Annotated in this window: 17 protein-coding genes; 13 read left to right on the forward strand and 4 right to left on the reverse strand. The window is 52.7% G+C overall.

The window, feature by feature from the left end:
• Nucleotide 1 precedes the first annotated feature (1 nt).
• Nucleotides 2-661, reverse strand: coding sequence for an L-serine ammonia-lyase, iron-sulfur-dependent subunit beta (gene sdaAB / locus I2H39_RS11685; protein ID WP_138308687.1), 660 nt, complete (start codon nt 659-661; stop codon nt 2-4).
• A gap of 91 nt (nt 662-752) precedes the next feature.
• A complete protein-coding gene (locus I2H39_RS11690; RefSeq protein WP_138308685.1) occupies nt 753-1,532 on the reverse strand; it encodes a DeoR/GlpR family DNA-binding transcription regulator in 780 nt (259 codons plus the stop codon).
• Nucleotides 1,533-1,937: 405 nt separating this feature from the next.
• On the opposite strand from I2H39_RS11690, the gene I2H39_RS11695 reads away from it, so the two are divergent.
• The 11 genes from I2H39_RS11695 (at nt 1,938) to I2H39_RS11745 (ending at nt 15,512) form a co-directional block, all read left to right on the forward strand.
• A complete protein-coding gene (locus I2H39_RS11695) occupies nt 1,938-3,242 on the forward strand; it encodes an MFS transporter (protein ID WP_138308683.1) in 1,305 nt (434 codons plus the stop codon).
• A gap of 39 nt (nt 3,243-3,281) precedes the next feature.
• Complete coding sequence (locus I2H39_RS11700; protein WP_195626523.1) at nt 3,282-4,271, forward strand: CehA/McbA family metallohydrolase; 990 nt, start codon at nt 3,282-3,284, stop codon at nt 4,269-4,271.
• 26 nt (nt 4,272-4,297) lie between these two features.
• Nucleotides 4,298-5,650: an alanine/glycine:cation symporter family protein gene (locus tag I2H39_RS11705; protein ID WP_138308679.1), complete on the forward strand. Its 1,353-nt coding sequence runs from the start codon at nt 4,298-4,300 to the stop codon at nt 5,648-5,650.
• 164 nt (nt 5,651-5,814) lie between these two features.
• Nucleotides 5,815-7,014, forward strand: a complete 1,200-nt coding sequence (locus I2H39_RS11710) for a pyridoxal phosphate-dependent aminotransferase (RefSeq protein WP_138308677.1) — start codon at nt 5,815-5,817, stop codon at nt 7,012-7,014.
• A gap of 51 nt (nt 7,015-7,065) precedes the next feature.
• Nucleotides 7,066-8,148, forward strand: a complete 1,083-nt coding sequence (hisC, locus tag I2H39_RS11715; RefSeq protein ID WP_195626524.1) for a histidinol-phosphate transaminase — start codon at nt 7,066-7,068, stop codon at nt 8,146-8,148.
• 28 nt (nt 8,149-8,176) lie between these two features.
• Nucleotides 8,177-9,313, forward strand: coding sequence for a sporulation integral membrane protein YtvI (gene ytvI / locus I2H39_RS11720; RefSeq protein WP_195626525.1), 1,137 nt, complete (start codon nt 8,177-8,179; stop codon nt 9,311-9,313).
• A gap of 59 nt (nt 9,314-9,372) precedes the next feature.
• On the forward strand, nt 9,373-10,728 hold the full coding sequence (locus I2H39_RS11725; RefSeq protein ID WP_330641153.1) for an MATE family efflux transporter: 1,356 nt from the start codon (nt 9,373-9,375) through the stop codon (nt 10,726-10,728).
• A 56-nt stretch (nt 10,729-10,784) separates the two neighbouring features.
• Nucleotides 10,785-11,228, forward strand: coding sequence for a DUF523 domain-containing protein (locus I2H39_RS11730; RefSeq protein WP_138308668.1), 444 nt, complete (start codon nt 10,785-10,787; stop codon nt 11,226-11,228).
• A 6-nt stretch (nt 11,229-11,234) separates the two neighbouring features.
• A complete protein-coding gene (locus I2H39_RS11735) occupies nt 11,235-13,226 on the forward strand; it encodes a L,D-transpeptidase family protein (RefSeq protein WP_138308666.1) in 1,992 nt (663 codons plus the stop codon).
• Nucleotides 13,227-13,389: 163 nt separating this feature from the next.
• Entirely contained in the window at nt 13,390-13,920 is a 531-nt protein-coding gene (locus tag I2H39_RS11740) for a DUF6465 family protein (protein ID WP_195626526.1), read from the forward strand.
• A 116-nt stretch (nt 13,921-14,036) separates the two neighbouring features.
• On the forward strand, nt 14,037-15,512 hold the full coding sequence (locus I2H39_RS11745; RefSeq protein ID WP_138308662.1) for an RsmF rRNA methyltransferase first C-terminal domain-containing protein: 1,476 nt from the start codon (nt 14,037-14,039) through the stop codon (nt 15,510-15,512).
• Between the two features lie 15 nt (nt 15,513-15,527).
• Here the strand turns inward: I2H39_RS11745 and I2H39_RS11750 are convergent, their stop codons facing one another.
• Nucleotides 15,528-16,433, reverse strand: coding sequence for an RluA family pseudouridine synthase (locus tag I2H39_RS11750; RefSeq protein ID WP_195626527.1), 906 nt, complete (start codon nt 16,431-16,433; stop codon nt 15,528-15,530).
• A 56-nt stretch (nt 16,434-16,489) separates the two neighbouring features.
• Nucleotides 16,490-17,734, reverse strand: a complete 1,245-nt coding sequence (locus tag I2H39_RS11755; RefSeq protein WP_347708584.1) for a DNA polymerase IV — start codon at nt 17,732-17,734, stop codon at nt 16,490-16,492.
• Between the two features lie 228 nt (nt 17,735-17,962).
• Here I2H39_RS11755 and I2H39_RS11760 point away from each other — a divergent pair, with 228 nt between their 5' ends.
• Together I2H39_RS11760 and I2H39_RS11765 are read left to right on the forward strand one after the other, a co-directional pair.
• Nucleotides 17,963-19,363: a D-alanyl-D-alanine carboxypeptidase family protein gene (locus tag I2H39_RS11760; protein WP_227146331.1), complete on the forward strand. Its 1,401-nt coding sequence runs from the start codon at nt 17,963-17,965 to the stop codon at nt 19,361-19,363.
• 275 nt (nt 19,364-19,638) lie between these two features.
• Nucleotides 19,639-21,900 carry an SH3 domain-containing protein gene (locus tag I2H39_RS11765; RefSeq protein WP_195626529.1) on the forward strand — a complete coding sequence of 754 codons (2,262 nt, stop codon included), beginning with the start codon at nt 19,639-19,641 and terminating at the stop codon, nt 21,898-21,900.
• Nucleotides 21,901-21,933 lie beyond the last annotated feature (33 nt).

The following is a 21,933-nucleotide window of genomic DNA, read 5'->3' on the forward strand; positions in this document are numbered from 1 at the left end:
GCTATATGGGCTGAAGCATGGTGCTGGAGAAAATATTGGGAAGCACTTTGATTTTCTCGTTCAGCTCCGGTCCGAAACTGCCGTCAATCTCAATGGTCATCACGGCCTCGCCGCCCCGGCTCTGTCTGGACAGCCGGAAGTTGCAGATATTCACCCCTGCGTCGGCCATGACTTCGGTGACAGACGCAATGGTGCCGGGTGCATCTCGGTGGAGCACAATCAGGGTTGTGTGCTGTCCTGTGATGGACACCTCCATGCCGTTTACTTCCGTTACCAGTATGTTGCCGCCGCCGATACTGCTTCCCAAAAGGGAGACTGTGTTGCCCGCGCCATCGGTCAGGGTAACCCTGGCCGTATTGGGATGGGCTCCGTCAATATCGCCTGTGGCAATATTGACCTCCAGGCCCTGTTCCTTAGCCAGCTCCGGCGCCCTGCGTATGCGGCTGTCGTCCGTGGCCATTCCCATGATGCCTGCAATCAATGCCTTGTCCGTGCCATGGCCCTTATATGTCTTTGCAAAGGAGCCGTGGAGGAAAATGTCCGCCTTTACGGCAGGTGCGCCCAGCAGGGCCAGGGTTATCCTGCCGATTCTGGCAGCTCCGGCCGTGTGGGAACTGGAAGGGCCAATCATCACCGGCCCCAGGATATCAAATACATTCATGATGTTCCGCCTTTCTGTCATTGGTTTGTTTGTACATTTTTGTGCTGTTCATCCATACTGCTTGTGCTGTTCTGTCCCGGTATACCCACTGTCATGCAATGATTAGCTTGACCCCGGTCCCGCGAATCCTGCTTTCCATCTGCGGCGAGATGCCTGAGTCTGTCACAATGGTATCAACCTCGTCAAAGGGACAAATTTTAAGCAGGCTGGCTTTTCCGAACTTAGTGGAGTCAGACAGCACAATGGTACGGCTGGCAGAACGGTGCATCTGGTTCTGAATCCGTATCTCGCTCAGCCTCTGGTCCGTGCATCCGATAACAGGGTCAATGCCTGTTACGGTCATGAACATGATGTCGATGTGGATGCTTTCCAGGGTAGAGGAGAATTCATTGACCAGGGTATACTCATCCCGGTTCAGAATACCGCCTGTGAGGATGATGGTAATTCCCGGATTTTCAGCCAGCATCAGAGCGTTCTGAATGGAGTTTGTCACAACGGTCAGGCTGCGGAACCGTTCCTTTAATACAAGCGCCATCATCTGGCTGGTGCTTCCGTAATCCAGGGCAATGACCTGGCCTTCATTTACCATGCCCGCTGCCTTTGAGGTGATGGCTGCCTTTTGCTCCAGGTTCTGGGAATTACGGATTTGCAGGGAAATGTATCCCCCCGGAATATCTGCTGATTTTCCTGTATCCATAGGGACAGCGCCTCCGTGTACCCTGGACAGGCGTCCCTGGCTGTCCAGATACTCCAGGTCCTTGCGGATGGTTTCCGAGGAAACGCCCATCAGCTTTACCAGTTCGGCTGTATGTACGATTCCGTCTTTATCTAAAAGCTCCAGAATCTTAGTGTATCGCTGTTTTGCCAGCATATGTTTTAGCCCTCCCTTCTGATGCTTTTCTTAATTAGTCAATCATAACTTATTATATCCCAAAATCCCAAAATGGAAAAGTAAAAAATGCAATGATTCCCAAGTTAATCCCAAAATCGCCTCTTTGCCCCTGCAAAAAAACATTGGGAAAAACTTGTGTTTAAAAGGACCGATTTCATTATAACCAACATATTCGCAATTTTATAGATGCGAAATGCACAAAAAGCCAACAAAAAATTTAGTATAATTGCGAAAAAATTTGATATTATTGCGAATTAACTTGAAAACCCAATTAAAAACAGATATACTATGTCTGTAGCAGGGCGAAGCGGTCCTGCAGGGAATGACAGGTACCGTTTAGGGAGTGGGTACCGGATACACACAACGAAAGGAGATTTAATAGATATGAGTAATGAAACAAGAGCGAAAATCGTAAAAGCAGCACCCAACCGCTGGCTGGTGTTCTGTATCCTCACATTATCAGGAGGTATTGCATTCAAGCTTTCGTCCATGAAGGACATGTTCTATGTACCCATGCAGCAGTTTATGGGCCTGACCAATACCCAAATCGGCGGCGCCTTAAGTGCTTACGGCATTGTGCAGACCATTGGTCTGATAGCAGGTATTTACATCTGCGATATGTTCAGCAAGAAATATATGATTGGCGGTTCCCTGATTGGCCTTGGAATCGTAGGCGTATATCTTTCCACCTTCCCCGGGTACTGGGGCTTTCTGGCTGCCTTCGGCGTAATGGCTATCTTGGGAGAGGTTACATACTGGCCCGTACTGTTAAAGGCCATCAGGCTTTTAGGCGATGAGAAGACACAGGGACGTATGTTCGGTTTTCTGGAAATGGGGCGCGGTATTGTGGACGTCATCATTGCATCCACTGCCCTGGCTATCTTCAAGGCCATGGGAGAGGGTGCGGCAGCACTGAGGGGCGGCCTCTTGTTCTTATCAGCAGTCACGGCTGCAGCCGGCGTACTCTGCCTGATTTTTGTTCCCAATGACGAAAAACGCGTGGATGAAACGGGTAAGGAAGTCAATAAGGCGCAGGCTGCTTTCGGCGGTATGATGCAGGCGGTCAGGAGTATTGACATTTGGGCTGTTTCTTTGAACGGTTTTACGGTATACTGTATTTATTGCGGACTTACATATTTTATTCCTTTCCTGAACCAGATTTATTTCCTTCCGGCAACAGCCGTGGGTATGTACGGAATCATCAACCAGTACGGCCTTAAGATGGTAGGCGGACCCATCGGAGGTTTCATGTCCGATAAGGTGCACAAATCCTCTGCAAAGCATATCCGCGCTGGCTTCGTGGTATGCATCATTGCCATGGCGCTGTTCCTGATGGTGCCTCATGAGACGCTTGGACAGGGCGGGAACTGGGTAATTGGAGCAGCATGCACACTGGCTTTCGGAGCCATCGTATTCACCATGAGGGCTGTGTTCTTTGCACCTATGGATGAAGTAAAGGTTCCAAAGGAGATTACAGGAGCAGCCATGAGCCTTGCCTCCCTGGTTATCTACCTTCCCAATGCATTTGCATATGTAATGTACGGCAATTTCCTTGACAGGTATCCGGGTATGGCTGGCTTCCGGATTGTATTCAGCGTCATGATTGGATGGGCGGTCATTGGTGTGGGAGTGTCCACATTCCTGATTCACCGTATCAAGAAGTGCCAGGCAGCATCCAAGGCAGAGTAAGCCGGCACATTGATTTTGAAAGAAGGGCGGTATGAATATATGAAGGAATATCATGGTTTTAAAAATTGCGGAAACTGGTATAAAGGCAATATCCACAGCCATACCACGGTGTCGGACGGCATGCTCACCCCGGAGCAGTCCGTGAAGCTTTACAGGGACAACGGATACCATTTTATGTGCTTTTCCGAGCATGACATATTTACAGACTACCGGGAGCTGTTCAACACGGAACAGTTCATCATAGTGCCGGCGGTGGAGAGCAGTGTGGTGCTGTACCGGGCAAAGGGCACAGGGGAGCGCTATAAGATACATCACCTCCACGGTATCCTGGGTACGCAGGCCATGCAGGACGCAGCTCCCCTGGGGACCTACGGGCACATGCAGTACATCCCCCCTATGAAATTTTTCGGTGAGTGGACCGGTCCAAAGGCTGCCCAGGAGGTGGCCGACATGCTGAGGGACCATGGCTGCGTCACCACCTACAATCACCCCATCTGGAGCCGGGTGACAGAGGATGAGTTTATCTACACAGAGGGAATCAGCTCCCTGGAGATTTTTAACTTCAATACGGTGCAGGAGTCCAATACGGGTTACGATGTGACGTACTGGGACAGGATGCTGCGCATGGGAAAGAAAATCAATGCATTTGCCAGTGATGACAATCACAACGAGGGGCTGTTTGAGGATTCCTGCGGCGGCTGGATTTGCGTCCAGTCCCCTGACTTAAGCCATGACGGCATTGTGCAGAACTTTATGGACGGCAATTATTATTCCTCATCCGGCCCTGAGATATATGACTGGGGTGTGCGGGACGGCAAGGTATGGATTGACACATCCAATGTGAATCATGTAAACTTTGTATGCGGAAATATCATCAATGACGGGACCACGGTTCTGGGGGAGAGGTTTAAGGATACCCTGAACCATGCGGAATACGCCTTAAAGGGCCATGAGACCTATATACGGGTGGAGGCAGTGGACAAATACGGCCGCACCGCGTGGACGAATCCCATCTATCTGGAATGGTAATCAGGTACTAAAGGAGGAAAGGAAGAATGAAAGAGCTTCAGCAGATTCTTACGGCTTTTGACGACTGGCTGTGGGGCAACTGGCTGTTGTTTGTGCTTCTTGGAGTGGGGCTTTTATATACAATCATAACAGGAGGCATACAGATACGGCGTTTTGGATACATCATAAAAAAGACAATCTGGGAGCCCATTCTCTCAAAGAACAAGGAGTCCAAAGAAGCAGGAACCATATCTTCCTTCCAGGCCTTGTGTACGGCAGTGGCGTCCTGCGTGGGAAGCGGCAACATTGTGGGCGTGTCCACGGCCGTGCTGGCAGGCGGCATGGGAGCCATCTTTTGGATGTGGGTGGCTGCCTTTGTGGGAATGGCTACCAAGTACGGTGAAATCATTCTTGGTATGCTGTACCGCGAGAAGAATGAAGAGGGAAATTATGTGGGCGGTCCCATGTACTATATCAAAAAGGGACTGCACGCGCCCTGGCTGGCTGTACTGTGCGCCTTCTTTATGGTGACCCAGATTATCGGAGGCAACTTTATCCAGTCCAACACCATAAGCGGTGTCATGAAGGAGAATTTCGGCGTTCCCTATCTGACCACGGGAGTTGCCCTTGTATTCATTATTTTTGTTATTACACTGGGCGGACTTAAACGTCTGGCCCATGTGGCCCAGAAGCTGGTTCCTACTATGGCGCTCATCTATGTGGTGGGCGGGCTTCTCATCATTGCTGCCAATATAACCAGGGTGCCGGGCGTATTCGCAGACATCTTTGCCGGAGCCTTCGGCCTCAGGGCCATGGCGGGCGGCGCCATGGGCTCCATGCTGATTGCCATGCAAAAGGGTGTTGCCAGGGGCCTGTATTCCAATGAAGCCGGCGAGGGTTCGGCGCCGGTTATCCATTCCGCCGCCCAGGTAGACCACCCGGTGCAGCAGGGCATTACAGGCGTGGCGGAGGTTTTCTTAGACACCTTTGTCATCTGTACCATTACCGGACTGGTGCTGGGAGTTACCGGCGTGCTGGATTCGGGAGCGCCGGGAAATGTGCTGGCCATCAATGCATTTGCCAGCGTGTGGGAACCCCTGCGCTATGTGGTGGCTGTCTGTCTCCTGCTGTTTTCCTCCACAACCCTGATGAGCCAGTGGTATTTCGGTTTCGTGGGTCTGAACTACATATTCGGGACAAAGGTGGCCGACAAATTTAAATACGTATTCCCCTGCTTTTGCATTATCGGCGCATTGGCGGAGATTGAGCTGGTCTGGGTCATCCAGGATGTGGCTCTGGGGCTTCTCACCATCCCTAACCTGATTGCCATGGTAGCGCTGGCACCCCAGGTCAGGAAGGCTACAAAGGAATATTTTTCACGGGAGGAGTTTCAGCGGTAACCGTTGGGACGGCAGGCCGTCCCAAAGGGGCAGAAGATAATTCTGCCTCTTCTTTTTATTGACAATCCTTTGCCGTAAAGCTACAATCATATCAACAGATGGACCAGCCAGTATATGTAAAATAATGTGAGGTCCGCCATCAGGGAGAAAGAGAGGACATAAGTATGATATCAGAGAAAATGAAACCATTAGTCAACAACAATTCCGCCATCCGCGCCATGTTTGAGGAGGGCAAGCGTCTGGCTGCCATCCACGGAGCGGAGAATGTGTACGATTTCAGTCTGGGCAACCCCAATGTGCCGGCCCCGGCAGAGGTGAACCAGGCAATCTGTGATATCCTGAAGGAAGAAGAGTCCACCTTTGTCCATGGTTATATGAGCAATGCTGGCTACGAGGACGTGAGACAGGCCGTGGCCGAATCACTGAATAAACGTTTCGGCACCAGCTTTTGCCGGAATAACATCCTGATGACCGTGGGGGCTGCCAGCGGCCTGAATGTGATTTTGAAGACATTGCTGAATCCGGGGGATGAAGTCATTGCCTTTGCACCTTATTTTGTGGAGTATGGAAATTATGTCCGCAATTACGATGGAAACCTGGTGGTCATTTCACCGGATACAAGGGATTTTGAGCCTAATCTGGCAGAATTTGAGCAGAAGATAAACGCAAGGACCAAGGCTGTCATCATCAATACCCCCAACAACCCTACCGGCGTGGTGTATTCCCTGGAAACCCTTACAAAGATGGCCGATATCATGCGGGCCAAGGAAAAGGAATTTGGCACAGACATCGTGCTGCTGTCCGACGAGCCCTACAGGGAACTGGCCTACGACGGCGTGGAAGTGCCCTACGTGACCAATGTCTATGACAACACCGTTATCTGCTACTCCTACAGCAAGTCCCTGTCCCTGCCGGGAGAGCGTATCGGTTATCTGGTGATTCCCAATGCCTTAAAGGACAGTGAGGAAGTGTTCAATGCAGCCACCATTGCAAACCGGGTGCTGGGCTGCGTCAACGCCCCGTCCCTGATGCAGAGGGTTGTCATGCGCTGCCTGGACGCCCAGGTAAACCTGGAGGCATATGACAGGAACAGGAACCTGCTCTACAACGGGCTTAAGGACCTGGGATTCCAGTGCATCAAGCCCCAGGGCGCTTTTTACCTTTTTGTCAAGTCTCCGGAGGCCGATGAAAAGAAATTCTGTGAGAACTGTAAGAAGTACAATGTACTGGTTGTTCCGGGCACCTCCTTTGCATGCCCCGGCTATGTGCGCATTTCCTACTGCGTGTCCTATGAGCAGATTGAGCGTTCCCTTCCCGCCTTTGCAAAGGTGGCCGCAGATTACGGACTCGGGAAGCAGGCATAGGGACCTGGGCCGTGAAGCGGCAGTGAGTCAGAATTCAGGAGGAAAGCAGACATGAAACCATGGGAAATGAACATACGCCAGGTGGTTCCCTATGTACCCGGGGACCAGCCGGCAGGCGATAAACTGATAAAACTGAATACCAATGAAAATCCATACCCGCCTGCACCGGGCGTGGAAAAGGCTTTAAAGGAGATGGATGCGGACCGGCTGCGCAAATATCCCGACCCGTCCTCGGCAGAGCTTGTGAAAGCCCTGGCGGAATTTTACGGAGTGGGGCAGGACCAGGTGTTTGTGGGGGTTGGCTCTGACGATGTCATAGCCATGTCCTTCCTGACCTTTTTTAACTCCAAAAAGCCGGTGCTGTTTCCGGATATCACCTACTCCTTTTACAAGGTATGGGCTGACCTGTACCGGATTCCTTATGAGACACCGGCGTTAGACGGGAACCTGGCCATCCTTCCTGAGGATTATAAAGGGGAAAATGGGGGAATCATATTCCCAAACCCCAATGCGCCTACCGGCATCTACATGCCCCTGGACCAGGTGGAGGAAATCGTAAAGGCCAACCAGGATGTGATTGTTATGGTGGATGAGGCATACATCGACTTTGCAGGCCCCTCCGCCAGAGAGCTTCTGCCCAGGTATGATAACCTGCTGGTGGTCCAGACCTTCAGCAAGTCCCGTTCCATGGCAGGGGTGCGCATCGGCTTTGCCCTGGGAAACCCTGTATTGATTAAAGCGCTGAATGATGTAAAATATTCCTATAACTCCTATACCATGAACCTGCCGTCCCAGATTGCAGGTGTCCAGGCCGTAAAAGACAGGGCATATTTTGAGGCGGCAAAGGCAAAAATCATAGCTACCAGGGAGCGCTCCAAGAAACGGTTTGCAGAGCTTGGATTCACCTTCCCGGATTCCATGACGAATTTCATCCTGGTTACCCATGCGCGTGTTCCGGCCAGGGCCATGTTCGACGCGCTGAAAAGGGAGAGGATTTACGTGCGCTATTTCAATGCGCCCAGGCTGGACAACAGCCTGCGCGTCAGCATTGGCACGGACCAGGAGATGGATGCCCTGTTTCGGTTCCTGGAGCAGTATCTGAGGGAGTGGAAGGAAACAGAGGATTCTGAATAAAGGCTGTGTGCAGGCAGGAGAGATGGATATGATGGAAGAAACAGGCTGGAAGCATTATCTTCGTCTTATACTTAATATAGTAATCCCGTTGACGGGCTGGCTTTTAATCTGCCTGCTGGGACCAAGGCTTTTGAAGTTTTTCATGCCATTTGTCATAGGCTGGGTGATAGCAATGATAGCCAATCCCCTGGTTCGTTTCCTGGAGCGCCGGATGAGGCTGGTGCGCAGGCACAGCTCCATTGTCATTGTGGCGGCGGCCCTGGCCCTTGTCATCGGACTTTTATATCTTCTGGTGTCAAGAACCTTTGTCCTGCTGCGCCAGTTCATAATGGACCTTCCCGGGCTCTATGCCGGTATTGAAGGGGATGTGGCCCGCAGCATGGAACAGCTGGAGCACCTGTTTGATTTTATGCCTGACAGCATACAGCAGAGCTGGGCCCAGTTCGGTAATAATCTGGGAAGCTATATGGGAACGGTTGTGGAGAAGATTGCATCCCCCACCGTGGAGGCGGCCGGGACTGTGGCGAAAAGCCTTCCGGCTATCCTGGTCTATACCGTGGTCACCATCCTGTCTGCGTACTTCTTTATCGTGGACAGGGACCGCATCCTGGCAGTTATAAAAGCCCATACGCCCCAATGGGCAGGCCACTACGGGCTGTATCTGAAGGGTGAGGTGCGCCATCTTATAGGGAGCTATTTTATGGCCCAGTTTAAAATCATGGCAGTGGTGTGGCTGATTCTCACGGTTGGATTTTTAGTTTTGGGAGTGGGATACGGTCCCTTGTGGGCTTTTCTCATTGCTTTCCTGGATTTCCTGCCTGTGTTTGGAACAGGAACAGCCCTTCTTCCGTGGGGGCTTATCAAGCTTCTGGGAGGCGAGTACGCCTTTGCGGCAGGGCTGCTGCTTATATACGTATTAACCCAGGTAACCAGACAGATTGTACAGCCGAAGCTGGTGGGAGACAGTATGGGCCTGCCCCCCCTTATCACGCTGTTTTTGCTGTATCTGGGATTTAAGGCGGACGGAATCGCGGGAATGATTCTGGCCGTGCCCATAGGCCTGCTGTTTGTGAACCTGTACCATTACGGTGCATTTATGGGTATCACGGACAGCGTGTGTATCCTTGTCAAGGATATCGAACGATTCCGGCATAAAGAGGTATGACAGCCGGCTGTTGAGGTAAATAAGGAATAAAATGTAATCAGGAGAAGACGGAGTTGAAAGTGGAGAATAATCTGGATACAGATAAAGTCAGAGGGCTGGTGTGGAGGCTGGCATTTCCTTCCATGCTGGCTCAATTTGTGAATGTGATGTACAGCATTGTGGACCGTATGTACATTGGAAATATTCCGGAGGTGGGCGCCCTGGCCCTGGCCGGCGTGGGAATATGCGGTCCTGTGGTCACCCTTATATCATCCTTTGCCAGCTGGATTGGAGTGGGAGGAGCGCCTCTCATGAGTATTCGTCTGGGACAGAAGAATGAGAGGGCTGCCACCCAGATGGTGGCCAACTGCTTTGCCCTTTTGACAGGCATGGCCCTTATCATCATGACAGTGTCCTATTTGTTCAAGGACCAGCTTCTGGTGTTTTTCGGCGCAGGTCCTGCCATATTTCCCTATGCAAACCAGTATATGAGCTGGTATCTGACAGGCACTGCATTTGCCCTCATTTCCGCGGGCATGAACCAGTTTATCATATGCCAGGGATTTGCTACGGTGGGTATGAAATCCGTGGTGCTGGGAGCTGTCAGCAATATTGTTCTGGACCCGGTGTTTATCTTTGTGATGAATATGGGGGTCCGGGGAGCAGCCATTGCAACCGTGCTGTCACAGATGGCGTCCTGCATTTATGTGCTGCTGTTCCTGTTTGGTAAGCGGCCTTTGGTGCGGATTACCTTTGGGGGATACCGGTGGAAGACCATGAAGCAGGTGCTGTTAGTTGGCCTGTCCCCATTCCTGATTATTGCCTCGGACAGCCTGCTCATCATTGTCATGAACATGATAATAAGCAGCTATGGGGGACCTGAGAGAAGCGACATGCTTCTCACCTGCAATACCATTGTGCAGAGCTTCATGCTGATTATTACTATGCCGCTGGGAGGAATTACCGGTGGAACACAGACGGTCATGGGTTATAATTATGGTGCAGGCCGCCCTGACCGTATACGGAAGGCAGAGAAGCATGTGCTGCTATTGTCCATTGCATTTACAACGGTCATGTTCATCATTGCCCAGGCAGGCCCCGGGTATTTTGTCAGGATATTTACAAGGGAAATGTCCTATGTCCAGGTTACGGAATGGGCAATCCGGATTTTTACCCTGTGTATCATTCCGCTGGCAGTGGAATATACGGTGGTGGACGGTTTTACAGGCATGGGAATCGCAAAGGTGGCCATCAGCCTGTCCATGTTCAGAAAGTCGGTCTATTTCCTGGGCATGCTTTTGCTGCCCCGTTATTTTGGTGTGGAGGCTGTGTTCTATGCTGAGCCCATATCGGACATCATGGCCTGTGCAGCCGCATCCACAACATTTATCCTGCTGAGCGGGAAGGTGCTGAAGGACAACCGGAGACTGTTTTAACAGGACGGTTTGCGGGCTGTCAGACAGAAACATACATAAATGGAAGGATGAAGAATATGAATATACTGGTAAGCGCCTGTTTGCTGGGAGTGGAATGCAGATATGACGGCCGCGGCGTACTGATTTCCCAGGCAGAGGAGCTGTTAAGCAGACACCATCTGATACCAGTCTGTCCGGAAATCATGGGCGGTCTGGCCACGCCCAGGACACCGGCGGAGCGGGTGGGAGACGGAGTCATCACAAGGGATGGAGCGGATGTCACGGCAGCGTATGAAAAAGGCGCCGGGGAAGTACTTAAGCTGGCCCGGCTGTACGGCTGTCAGGCAGCCATTTTAAAGGAGAGAAGTCCTTCCTGCGGAAGCGGGCAGGTTTATGACGGCACATTTACCGGCACGCTTAAGGGCGGAGACGGTGTCTGCGCCGCATGTCTGAAGGAACATGGGATTGAAGTATATGGGGAGAGCCAGGTGATGAGACTGTTAGAAGACATAGAAAGGTAAAGGTGCATGAGGGAAGATAAAAACAAGGTGGAATCCATACCTGCCCGCAGCGGGGAAAGCCGTCCCCGCCGCAGCCGCAGCAGGGAGGCTTTCAGGCAGCGCCAGAAGGAGCTGGCAGAGAGCAGGGCACAGGAACGCAGGCAGCAGGAGGGTAAGGCCCAGGCAGACCGGGAGAAGGATAACAAGGCACAGACGGACCAGGAGAAGGATAACAAGGCACAGGAAGGATGGGAAGCCGGGGACCGGGAAACAAGAAACCCGGATGTACAGGGGAACAGCCCCCTTCCTAAAATCCTGAGCTGGAAGGCAGGGGCCATGGTTCTGTTAATGGCCGGTATTGTGCTGATGGGAGTCTATGTATACAAAGCCCTGGGATACCGGAATACATACTTTCCCCATACAGTCATCAACGGAATGGACGTATCAGGGAAGACCGTGGAGGATGTGAAGGGACTTATGGCCTCCGGTGTAAACGGGTACGGGCTTGTGCTCAGGCTCCGGGGGGAGGAACATGAGATTATAACCGGGGATGAAATCGGCCTTCATACTGTGTTTGACGGAAGCCTGGAGGAAATCATACGCCAGCAGAATCCCTTCCGCTGGCCCAGATACCTGCTTAAGGGACCATCCTATGATATACGGACCATGATTGCCTACGATGACGATGCACTGGGGCAGACACTGGAGGGACTGTCCTGTTTTGACAGCAGCCGGGCTGTCCCGCCCTCGGACGCTTACCTGTCCGACTATGTCAGGGGACAGGGGTATTCCATTGTGCCGGAGACAGAGGGAACCACCCTGGATATGGGGAAAGTCAGGGAACAGGCGGAGCAGGCCATATCCAGTCTTGCCCCGGAATTGGACCTGGATGCCCTGGGGTGTTACAAGGCCCCGTCCATCCGCAGTGATAATTCCTCCCTGGCAGCTGCCAGAGATGCCAGGAACCGCTATGTAAATATGACTGTGACCTATACCTTCGGCAGCAAGACAGAAGTGCTGGACGGGGATGAGATACATCAATGGCTGGTGGCTGACGGGGAACAGGTATCCATTGACCCGGACCAGGCGGCAGCCTATGTAAAGAGCCTGGGCACCAGGTATAACACAGCATACACAAAGCGCTCCTTTGCCACCAGCTACGGACAGAGCGTGGAGGTGTCCGGTTTTTACGGGTGGAGAATCAACCAGTCCCAGGAGACAAAGGAGTTGCTTGGGATTCTGGAAACAGGGGAAAATGTTACCAGGGAGCCGGTCTATTTGCAGACAGCCGCAAGCCACGACGGGCCGGATTATGGCGGCACCTATGCGGAGGTGAACCTGACGGCCCAGCATCTGATTTTTTACAAGGATGGTGAGAAGGTGCTGGAGTCAGATTTTGTCTCCGGCAATGTTTCCAGAGGACATACCACGCCTCCGGGAATTTTCTCCATTACATACAAACAAAGGGACGCTGTGCTGAAAGGGGAGGGATATGCCAGCCCGGTTAAATTCTGGATGCCCTTTAACGGAGGTATTGGTTTCCATGACGCCAGCTGGAGGTCCAGCTTTGGCGGTTCCATTTATAAGAGCGGCGGGTCCCATGGCTGTGTGAACATGCCCTACGACAAGGCCAAAGAGCTTTTTGATAATGTGTATGCGGGGATGCCCGTTATCTGCTATGACCTTCCGGGTACAGAGAGCAGGAAATCCAGCCAGTCTTCAGGTAGGGCGCCTCAGGAGACTGCGGCTGCGCAGCCGGTACCGGCACAGACAGCGCCGGCGCCCACCCAGGCACCGCCGGTCCAAAATCCGGATATTCCGGAGGGGACACTGCCATCCCAGGCAGTACCGCCGGAGACAGCGCCGCAGCCATCACAGCCTCAGGTTATCATACAGCCTGCAGACCAGACAACCGCAGCGCCGGCAGAGCCGCAGCCGTCACCCGGAACCACAGAAGGGTACGGACCGGCCTTTCAGACACCACAGTCCGGCTCATCAGCCGGGCCGGGCGTCAGCTGACGGAACGCATTAAGAATGGGTCAAGCTGTGAGGTTTTTTGCAGGAGACAGTCGATTTTTCAAGTGAATTTATTGACAAATGGAAAAAACCATTTTATAATGCCCTTAATGCATCTAGGGATTACTCGTACAGCCATTATTCAAAATTAGGGAGGATATGGACTATGGTAGAAAAGAAAGATGTTAAGGCAAATGTAAAGGCGGCAGCGGAGGCAGTTAAGCCGGCAGAGGCCAAGACAGAAGCAAAACCAGCAGTTCCGGAGAAAGTAGAAGCAAAGGCAGAGGCAGCAGTTCCGGTGAAGGCAGAAGCAGCTCCTGTTGAGAAGGAAGTAAAAGCTCCGGCTAAAAAGACAGCAGCTAAGAAGACAACAACCGCTAAGACAGCAGTCAAGAAGGCGGCTGCTCCCAAGGAGACGGCCAAGAAAGAGACAGCTCCCAAAGCAGCAGCTAAAAAAGAGACTGTAAAAAAGACATCCGCTAAAAAGGCAGCAGAGCCAAAGGCAGCCGTACATTTCCAGTTTGACGGCAAGGACCTTGTGGCAAAGGATGTGCTGGACCAGGCTGTGAAGGCATTTAAGAAATCACACAGGGGTGTTGAGATTAAGACCATTGATTTGTACATTGTTGCAAATGAGGGCGCAGCCTACTATGTGGTGAACGGTGAGGGCGGAGACGATTACAAGATAATACTGTAATTCAGAATAAAGGATTGAAGGATGAAGTGGGTTGCTGTATCATGGATGCAGCAGCTCATTTATTTTATGTGCCGTGGGCAGGCATAATATTGATAAAGAATAGGAAACAGGAAAGTATGGCAGATTTACCGATACGGTTTGAAGAACGGATGAGAGAATTATTAGGAGATGAATACCCTGCCTTTGCGGCCAGCTATGACAAGGAGCGGGTCCAGGGACTGCGGTTCAACCGTCTTAAGTTTCCGGATGGGATTCAGGGCGCAGGGGAAAACTGGGAAGAGGCCGGAGCAGCTGAATTGGCACAGCGGGTCAGTCAGGAAACAGGGTTCACCCTTCAGCGGATTCCATGGGTGAAGGAAGGATATTATTATTCCGGGGACAACAGGCCCGGAAAGCATCCTTACCATGAGGCGGGGCTCTACTATATCCAGGAGCCCAGCGCCATGGCCGTGGTGGAGCTATTGGACCCCAGACCGGGAGAACGCGTACTGGATTTGTGCGCGGCGCCGGGAGGAAAGTCCAGCCACATTGCCTCCAGACTGAGAGGCAGGGGATTCCTGCTGTCCAATGAGATTCACCCGGCCAGGGCCAGGATACTCTCCCAGAACATGGAACGGATGGGAGTGCGCAATGCGGTGGTGTCCAATGAGGATGCATCCGGCCTGGCCAGGGTATTTAACCATTATTTCCATAAAATTGTGGTGGATGCCCCCTGTTCAGGGGAAGGAATGTTCCGCAAGGATGAAGAGGCCAGAGCCCAGTGGAGTGAGGAGCATGTAAAGATGTGCGCTGCCCGCCAGGGGGAAATACTGGACCACGGGGCATCCATGCTGGCTTTTGGAGGCAGGATGGTGTATTCCACCTGTACCTTTGCCCCGGAGGAGAATGAGGGAACGGTTCTGGCCTTCCTGAAACGCCACCCCGAATTCCGCGTGGAACAGGTGTCTGCTTATCCCGGCTTTACCGGGGGAAAGCCCTGGTGGGCAGGACCGGAGGCAGATGGCTGGGGGCTGGAGAAGACCATGCGCATTATGCCCCACATTCTGGAGGGAGAGGGCCATTTTATGGCTGTCTTAAAAAAGGATGGGGAGGCGGACCATGGAGCAATAGCAGGAAACCGGGACAGGATGTATCTGGACAGCAGAAAGAGAAAGGAGGTGTTCAGGGATTATGGGCCATTCATACGAAGCACACTGACAGAGCCGGAAATGTTCCTGGAAAGAAAAGAATACGTTCTGTTCGGTGAGCAGCTGTATCTTCTGCCGGCCGACATGCCGGATATAAAAGGGCTTAAGATTCTCCGCCCGGGCCTTCATCTGGGCACACTTAAAAAGAACCGCTTTGAGCCCTCCCATGCACTGGCGCTGGCGCTGAGAAAAGAGGAGGTACTATCCTCCTGGGAGCTGCCCCCCTGCGGAGACAGTGTAATCCGGTATCTGAAAGGCGAAACCCTCAGTGAGGACGCAGGAGCGCCGGAGGGTTGCCTGAAAGGCTGGACGCTGGTCTGTACCGGCGGTTTCAGCCTGGGCTGGGCCAAGAGTGCAGGCGGAATGATGAAAAACCACTATCCCAAGGGGCTCCGGTGGAATTAAGAACCGCATCACATGTTACGGACACATGCCGGGCGGCAGGAGACATTCCATATCCTCAGGCAGCCCGGCCGTAAAATCCATGGATTCTCCTGTAATGGGATGTTCAAACATCAGACGATAAGAGTGGAGTGGCTGCCGGCTGATATAGCGGTAATCCGGACAATATAGGAAGTCTCCGGGAAGGGGATGTCCAATGGACCTCATATGGACCCGTATCTGGTGTGTCCTGCCTGTTTCCAGGCTGAGACTCACCAGGGACAGGTCCCTTTCTTTGTTATAAAGAAGGGTACGGTAATGGGTGACAGCCCTTTCTCCTGTCTCCGGGTCCACCCTGCGCTCAATGGTAGAACCCTCCACCCTGGCGATGGGGCTGTCAATGGTACCTTCCTCCGGGGCATGACCAAGGACAATGGCCCTGTACTCACGTCTGATTCGCCTTCCAATCATCTGTTCTGATAAGATGCAGGCACTGAGCATGTGTCTGGCCAGGACCAGCAGGCCGGTGGTATCCCTGTCCAGGCGGTTGATGACCCTGTAAGTAAATGGCTCCCCTCTTTCATGGAAATACCAGGAAACAGCATTGGCCAGGGTATTGTCGCGGTGGCCCTGGGAAGGATGGATGGGCACGCCCGCATCCTTATTGATGACCAGTATGTCCTCATCCTCATACACAATGGAGAGAGGAAGCTTTACCGGCACAATGTTCTCCGAATCCTCCTCTTCAGGCAGCGTCACCTCCAATGTCTCCCCGGTCTTAAGCCGGTAACCTGCGTACACCGGGGTTCCCTCCACGTAAAGCCCCCGACCTGCCTTAATGCGCACCAACAGCCGGCGGGAAAATCCTCTTGCCCTTAAAAACCGTCCGATATCAACTCCATTCTGCCCTTCTCCAATGGTATAACATATAACTCTCCGTCTCATGTCCATTCCTCAACTCTGTTTTTCTGATATACTCCCATCACCTTTTGCGCAGGATATTAATTCAAATGCTTCTTCTTGCTGGCAGCATGGTCCACAATAGCATCCTTTCGCAGGAAGCTGGCCCGCTTTACGCTGTCAATTCCATATTTGCTGCGTATGGCATCCACAGCTTTTTCAAAATCCTTTTTCTTCTGGAGACTTGGGTCGTCAAAGAGGCTCATCTGTGAGAACCCGTCATCGGAAATCTTGCCGGCACGCACCCCCATAAGCCGCAGAGGCGTCATGTTCCAGGATTCTTTAAGCAGGCGGCAGGAATACTCATAAATAACAGAGGTGGAGTCCGTTGGTTCCGGTATGGCCATCTGGTGGGACTGATTCCTGAACTCCCAGTCCCGCAGCTCCACGCAGACATTATTGCACAGCACATGGTCCGCCCTCAGCCTGGCGCCCACAGTCTCACAGAGGGAGAGCAGGACCTGGCAGGCGCTTTCATAGTCGGATATATCCCTGGAAAGGGTGATGCTGTTTCCATATGCTTTATTTACCGGCTCTTTTTCAGCCACAGGGTCCCGGTCAATTCCATTGGCATACTGGTGGATGAGGACTGCATATTTTTCTCCCAAATGGGACTTAAGCACCTCCAGGTTGCAGCCGGCCAGCTGCCCGATGGTATGTAATCCCAGGTTTTCCATCTTCCGCTGGGCAGCGCCTCCCACAAAAAACAATTCCCGTATAGGCAGGGGCCACATCTTATCAGGCACCTCCTGGGGAAACAGGGTATGGCATTTATCCGGTTTCTCAAAGTCGGAGGCCATCTTGGCCAGAAGCTTGTTGGTGGAGATTCCGATATTTACCGTGAATCCCAGTTCCTTTTTGATGCGTTCCCGAATTTCATTGGCCACCTTCAGGGGGCTGCCAAAGAGATGGATGGTGCCGGTCATATCCAGGAAAATCTCATCAATGCTGAACCTTTCATGGTCCGGTGTGTATTGTTCCAGAAGCTCCATCATGCGCCGGGAGCACTTAATATAAAAATCAAACCGGGAGGGAACAACCACCAGTTCCGGGCACTTGCGCATGGCCTGGACCAGGGGTTCCCCGGTGGTGACCCCATACTTCCTGGCCAAAGGAGACTTGGCCAGAACAATTCCATGACGCGACTTGGCATCCCCGCCAACCGCAGAAGCAATGGTCCTCAAATCCAGGGCCTCCGGGTCCTGGGATAGCCGGTACACACATTCCCAGCTCAAAAATGCTGAATTCACATCAATATGAAAAATAAGACGCTCTCCCTGTCCCATCATAAAACACCGGCCTTTCAGGTTTTAGTTTGTTTATAGATATCATAGCAGAATATGTGTTCGGGGGCAAGAGGGATATGGGGCGGGAGAGGGGACGGGGATGGGGATGGGAGGAGGATTGGCGTTTGGTTGCACCCCACAACCATACCCTTTCAATCCATTTTCTCAGTAATATTCATTTTCCATCAGGAATACTATTAAAATAAAGCCAACTAGGCGGCGTCGCTTATGAAGCATTGGATTTTTTCGGTAATTTTGATTATTTCACTGGCCTGTACGCAGATATATGCGGCGGCAGACAGTTGGGCAGCGGTACCTGTGCGGGAAGAAGTGCAGGAGGGTCAGGAATGGGAGGCCCGGGAACAGCAGGTGCAGACGCTGGGAGCCCAGGTGCGGGAGGTCCGGGTGCAGGGGGACGGACTGAAGGAGGCTGCGGCGGTGAAGGGAACAGCGGGCGCCGCAGGGGCCGGGGAGACGGCGGGGGAAGGGGATTTCCTGAAGCTGTATGCCCAGTCGGCTGTGCTTATGGATGGAGATACCGGCAGGATACTGTATGGGAAGGGACGGGATATCATCCGGCCCATGGCCAGCACCACGAAAATTATGACCTGCATCCTGGCGCTGGAGGCAGGGAAGGGGGAGGAGACGGTGAAGGCGTCTTCCAATGCGGCTTCCCAGCCCAAGGTGCATCTGGGGGTGCGGGAAGGGGAGGAGTACAGGCTGGAGGACCTTTTGTATGCCCTGATGCTGGAATCCTACAATGATGCGGCTGTGATGATAGCGGAGCACATAGGGGGCAGCGTGGAGGGATTTGCTTCCATGATGAATGAGAAGGCGGCCGGGCTGGAATGCCGGGATACGTATTTTATTACGCCCAACGGGCTGGACGGGGTGAAGACGGATGAGCAGGGGAAGGAGCACATCCATTCGACCACTGCCTCTGATTTGGCGAGGATTATGCGGTATTGTGTGACGGAGTCGCCTGCCAAGGATGAATTTTTAAAGATAACACAGACGCAGAACCACTATTTTACGGATGCAGCGGGGAAGCGCTCCTTTAACTGCAATAATCATAATGCGTTTTTGACTATGATGGAGGGAGTGCTGTCAGGAAAGACTGGATTTACCGGAGGCGCCGGTTATTCCTATGTGGGGGCCATGGAAAATCAGGGAAGGACTTATGTCATTGCTCTTCTGGGCTGCGGTTGGCCGCCTCATAAGACATACAAATGGTCGGATGCAAGAAAGCTCTATAATTACGGATTGGAGCATTTTAAGATGAAGGATGTGTTCCGGGAGGAAACCTTTGCAGGAGTTCCAGTGGCAGGAGGACTGTGCTGGAAGGAAGGAGAAGGCGCCACGGACCAGGTGGAGCTTTCCATGATGCTTAAGCCGGATGATATGCATCTGACACTGCTGATGGGAGAGGGGGAACAGGTTCAGGTAAAAAAGAAGGTTCCTTCTATATTAATGGCTCCGGTCAGGGAGGGGCAGCAGGTGGGCAGCGTGGATTATTACCTGGGAGATGTGCTGGTAAGAAAGTACCCTGTCTATGCATTGCAGGGCGTGGAGAAGCTGAATCTGAGGCGTGCCGCGGACCGCGTGCTGGATTTGTTTCTATGCAGATGACGGGAATGAATTTTCAAACAGCCCCTGGTACGGCAGAAAGGGGAAACAGACCTTTGGATAAGAGGATGGGAAGGGTGTTTTAAGGGGCTTTGGGCAGAATATGCCAGGATTTGCCACATTATTTAATCTTTTCTTACAAATTTTTGTATTATGTGAAGTTTCCGCCGTTCTTGTTGACATATGAACGCTTTTGTCATTATAATAGGGTTAATGTCATAAAATAGAAATTCATACGAATTCTGGATATGAATGAAGATACAGGAGATTTTTACATAATGAAGGGAAAAAAGTTAAAAAGGGGCCTGGCGATTGTGCTGGGACTGATGCTGGCAGTTGAGCTTCCGGCATCTGTGGCAGCGCCTTTTAAAATGTTTGATTCCTATGCATATACAGGGGCGGCCACGGTTAAGGCCACCTCTTTGAATGTACGCAGCGGGGCCGGCACCGGTTATTCCTCGGTGGGCAGGCTTGCGGCGGGAGCAGCGGTTACCGTTATCGGAGAGCAGCGCGGAACAGACGGCAATACATGGTATCAGATTCAATACACAGGCACAGGCGGTGCCGTGAACACCGGCTATGTCTCGTCACTTTACATCAGGCTTCCGGTGGCCTATACCACGGATTCTAATTTTGAAGCATATCTCACCTCACAGGGATTTCCGGAGAGTTATAAGAACGGGCTCAGGCAGCTTCACGCCCAGTACCCTAATTGGGTATTCAAGGCCAAGAACACAGGCCTGGACTGGAACACGGTCATTGAAAATGAGTCTGTGCTGGGGCGCAACCTTGTGGCCACAGGCAGTGTTTCTTCCTGGAAATCGGTTGCCAACGGAGCCTATAACTGGGACAACAGCACCTGGACAGGATTTGACGGCAGCAACTGGGTGGCTGCTTCCGAGGATATTATAAGGTATTACATGGACCCCAGGAACTTTCTGGATGAGACCTATGTGTTCCAGTTCCTCAACCATGAATATGATGCAAATACCCAGACAAAGGAAGGACTGAACAGTCTTATATCCGGCTCCTTCCTGTCAGGGACAACGAATTCCACGGGAACAGGGGGAAGTGATTTTTCCAGCGGACCAGGGGCTTCCTCGGAAGGACCCGGGTCAGGCAGTTCCGGTTCATCGGGCGGCTCCTCAGGTTCCTCCAAAGGGCCTGGCCGCAGCAGTACCTATGAGGATACACAGCATGGACCGGGAGTCTCCGGTTCCTCCGGCGGCTCAGGGGCGGCAGCCGTCTCTCCGGGAGGAAGCGGTTCCTCCGAAAGCAGTTCCTCAGGGGGAAGCAGTCCTTCGGGGAGCGGCGGTGAAGTGAGCCTGGAGCCGCCTCACGCATCCATTGAGCGCAGGGAGCGCAATGTGGTGGCTACCAGCGTAAGCCTGGTGGCTCCGGGACAGGACAGCTCCGGCAGCACCAATGGTCCCTCGCCCTCCGGACAGAGCGGCGGCAGCTCTTCCAGCGGCCCTGTGGCCTCGCCGGGGTCCGATAATGTGGTGGACCAGACCGGCACATCGCCGGGAGGCGGCTCCACAGGTGCGGCAGCTCCCTATGCAGACATCATCATGGGGGCGGCCGGTCAGTCAGGGGTAAGCCCTTATGTGCTGGCGGCCATGATTCTTCAGGAGCAGGGCAATAATGGTACAAGCCCTCTTATCTCCGGTTCCTATTCCGGTTATGAGGGATACTATAACTTCTTTAATGTGGAGGCATACCAGTCCGGCGCAGTGTCCGCCATTGAGATGGGACTCAGGTTTGCGTCCCAGTCCGGTTCCTACGGACGGCCCTGGAACACGGTGGAAAAGGCCATCCGGGGCGGCGCCCAGAACTATGGGGATAATTATGTGAAAGCTGGGCAGAATACATTTTATCTGAAGAAATTCAATGTCCAGGGGTCAAACCTTTATAAGCACCAGTATATGAGCAATATCCAGGGAGCTGCCTCGGAGGCGGCCAAGCTGTCCCAGGCTTATACGTCTGATTTGAAAAAGACGGCTCTGGAGTTCCATATACCTGTATTCAACAACATGCCTGAGCAGCCCTGCGTGGCGCCAACCGGAGACGGCAGCCCCAACAACAAGCTGTCCGGACTTGGAGTGGACGGCTTCAATCTGACGCCAAGCTTTAACAGGGATACCCAGGAATATAATCTGATTGTGGATTCTTCTGTGTCCAATATTACAGTCAGCGCATATGCATCGGATTCCAATGCACGTGTGGACGGCGCAGGCAATGTCTCCCTGCAGAATGGCGGAAATGACATTTCCATTGCTGTGACGGCCCAGAACGGAAGCGTAAGGACCTATACCATCCATGTGGTGAAGCAGGACGGCGGACCCACCCAGGGAAGCGCAGGCTCGCCCGTATATGGCGGCGGCAGTTCCGGCGGTACGGTCAGTCCGGACGGCAGCTCAGGCAGCGGCAGTTCCGGCAGCGGAGGCGGACCAGGCGGTTCGGGCGGACCGGGCAGTTCTTCCGGAAGCGGCAGCGGACCAGGTGGAAGCAATGTTACCATTGTAGAAGTGCAGTCCTGATAAAGGGAAGACATTATAATCAGAAAGTGGGAA

The sequence above is a fragment of the Clostridium sp. 1001283B150225_161107_B6 genome (assembly GCF_015556325.1).
In the GTDB taxonomy this organism is placed as follows: Bacteria; Bacillota; Clostridia; order Lachnospirales; family Lachnospiraceae; genus Enterocloster.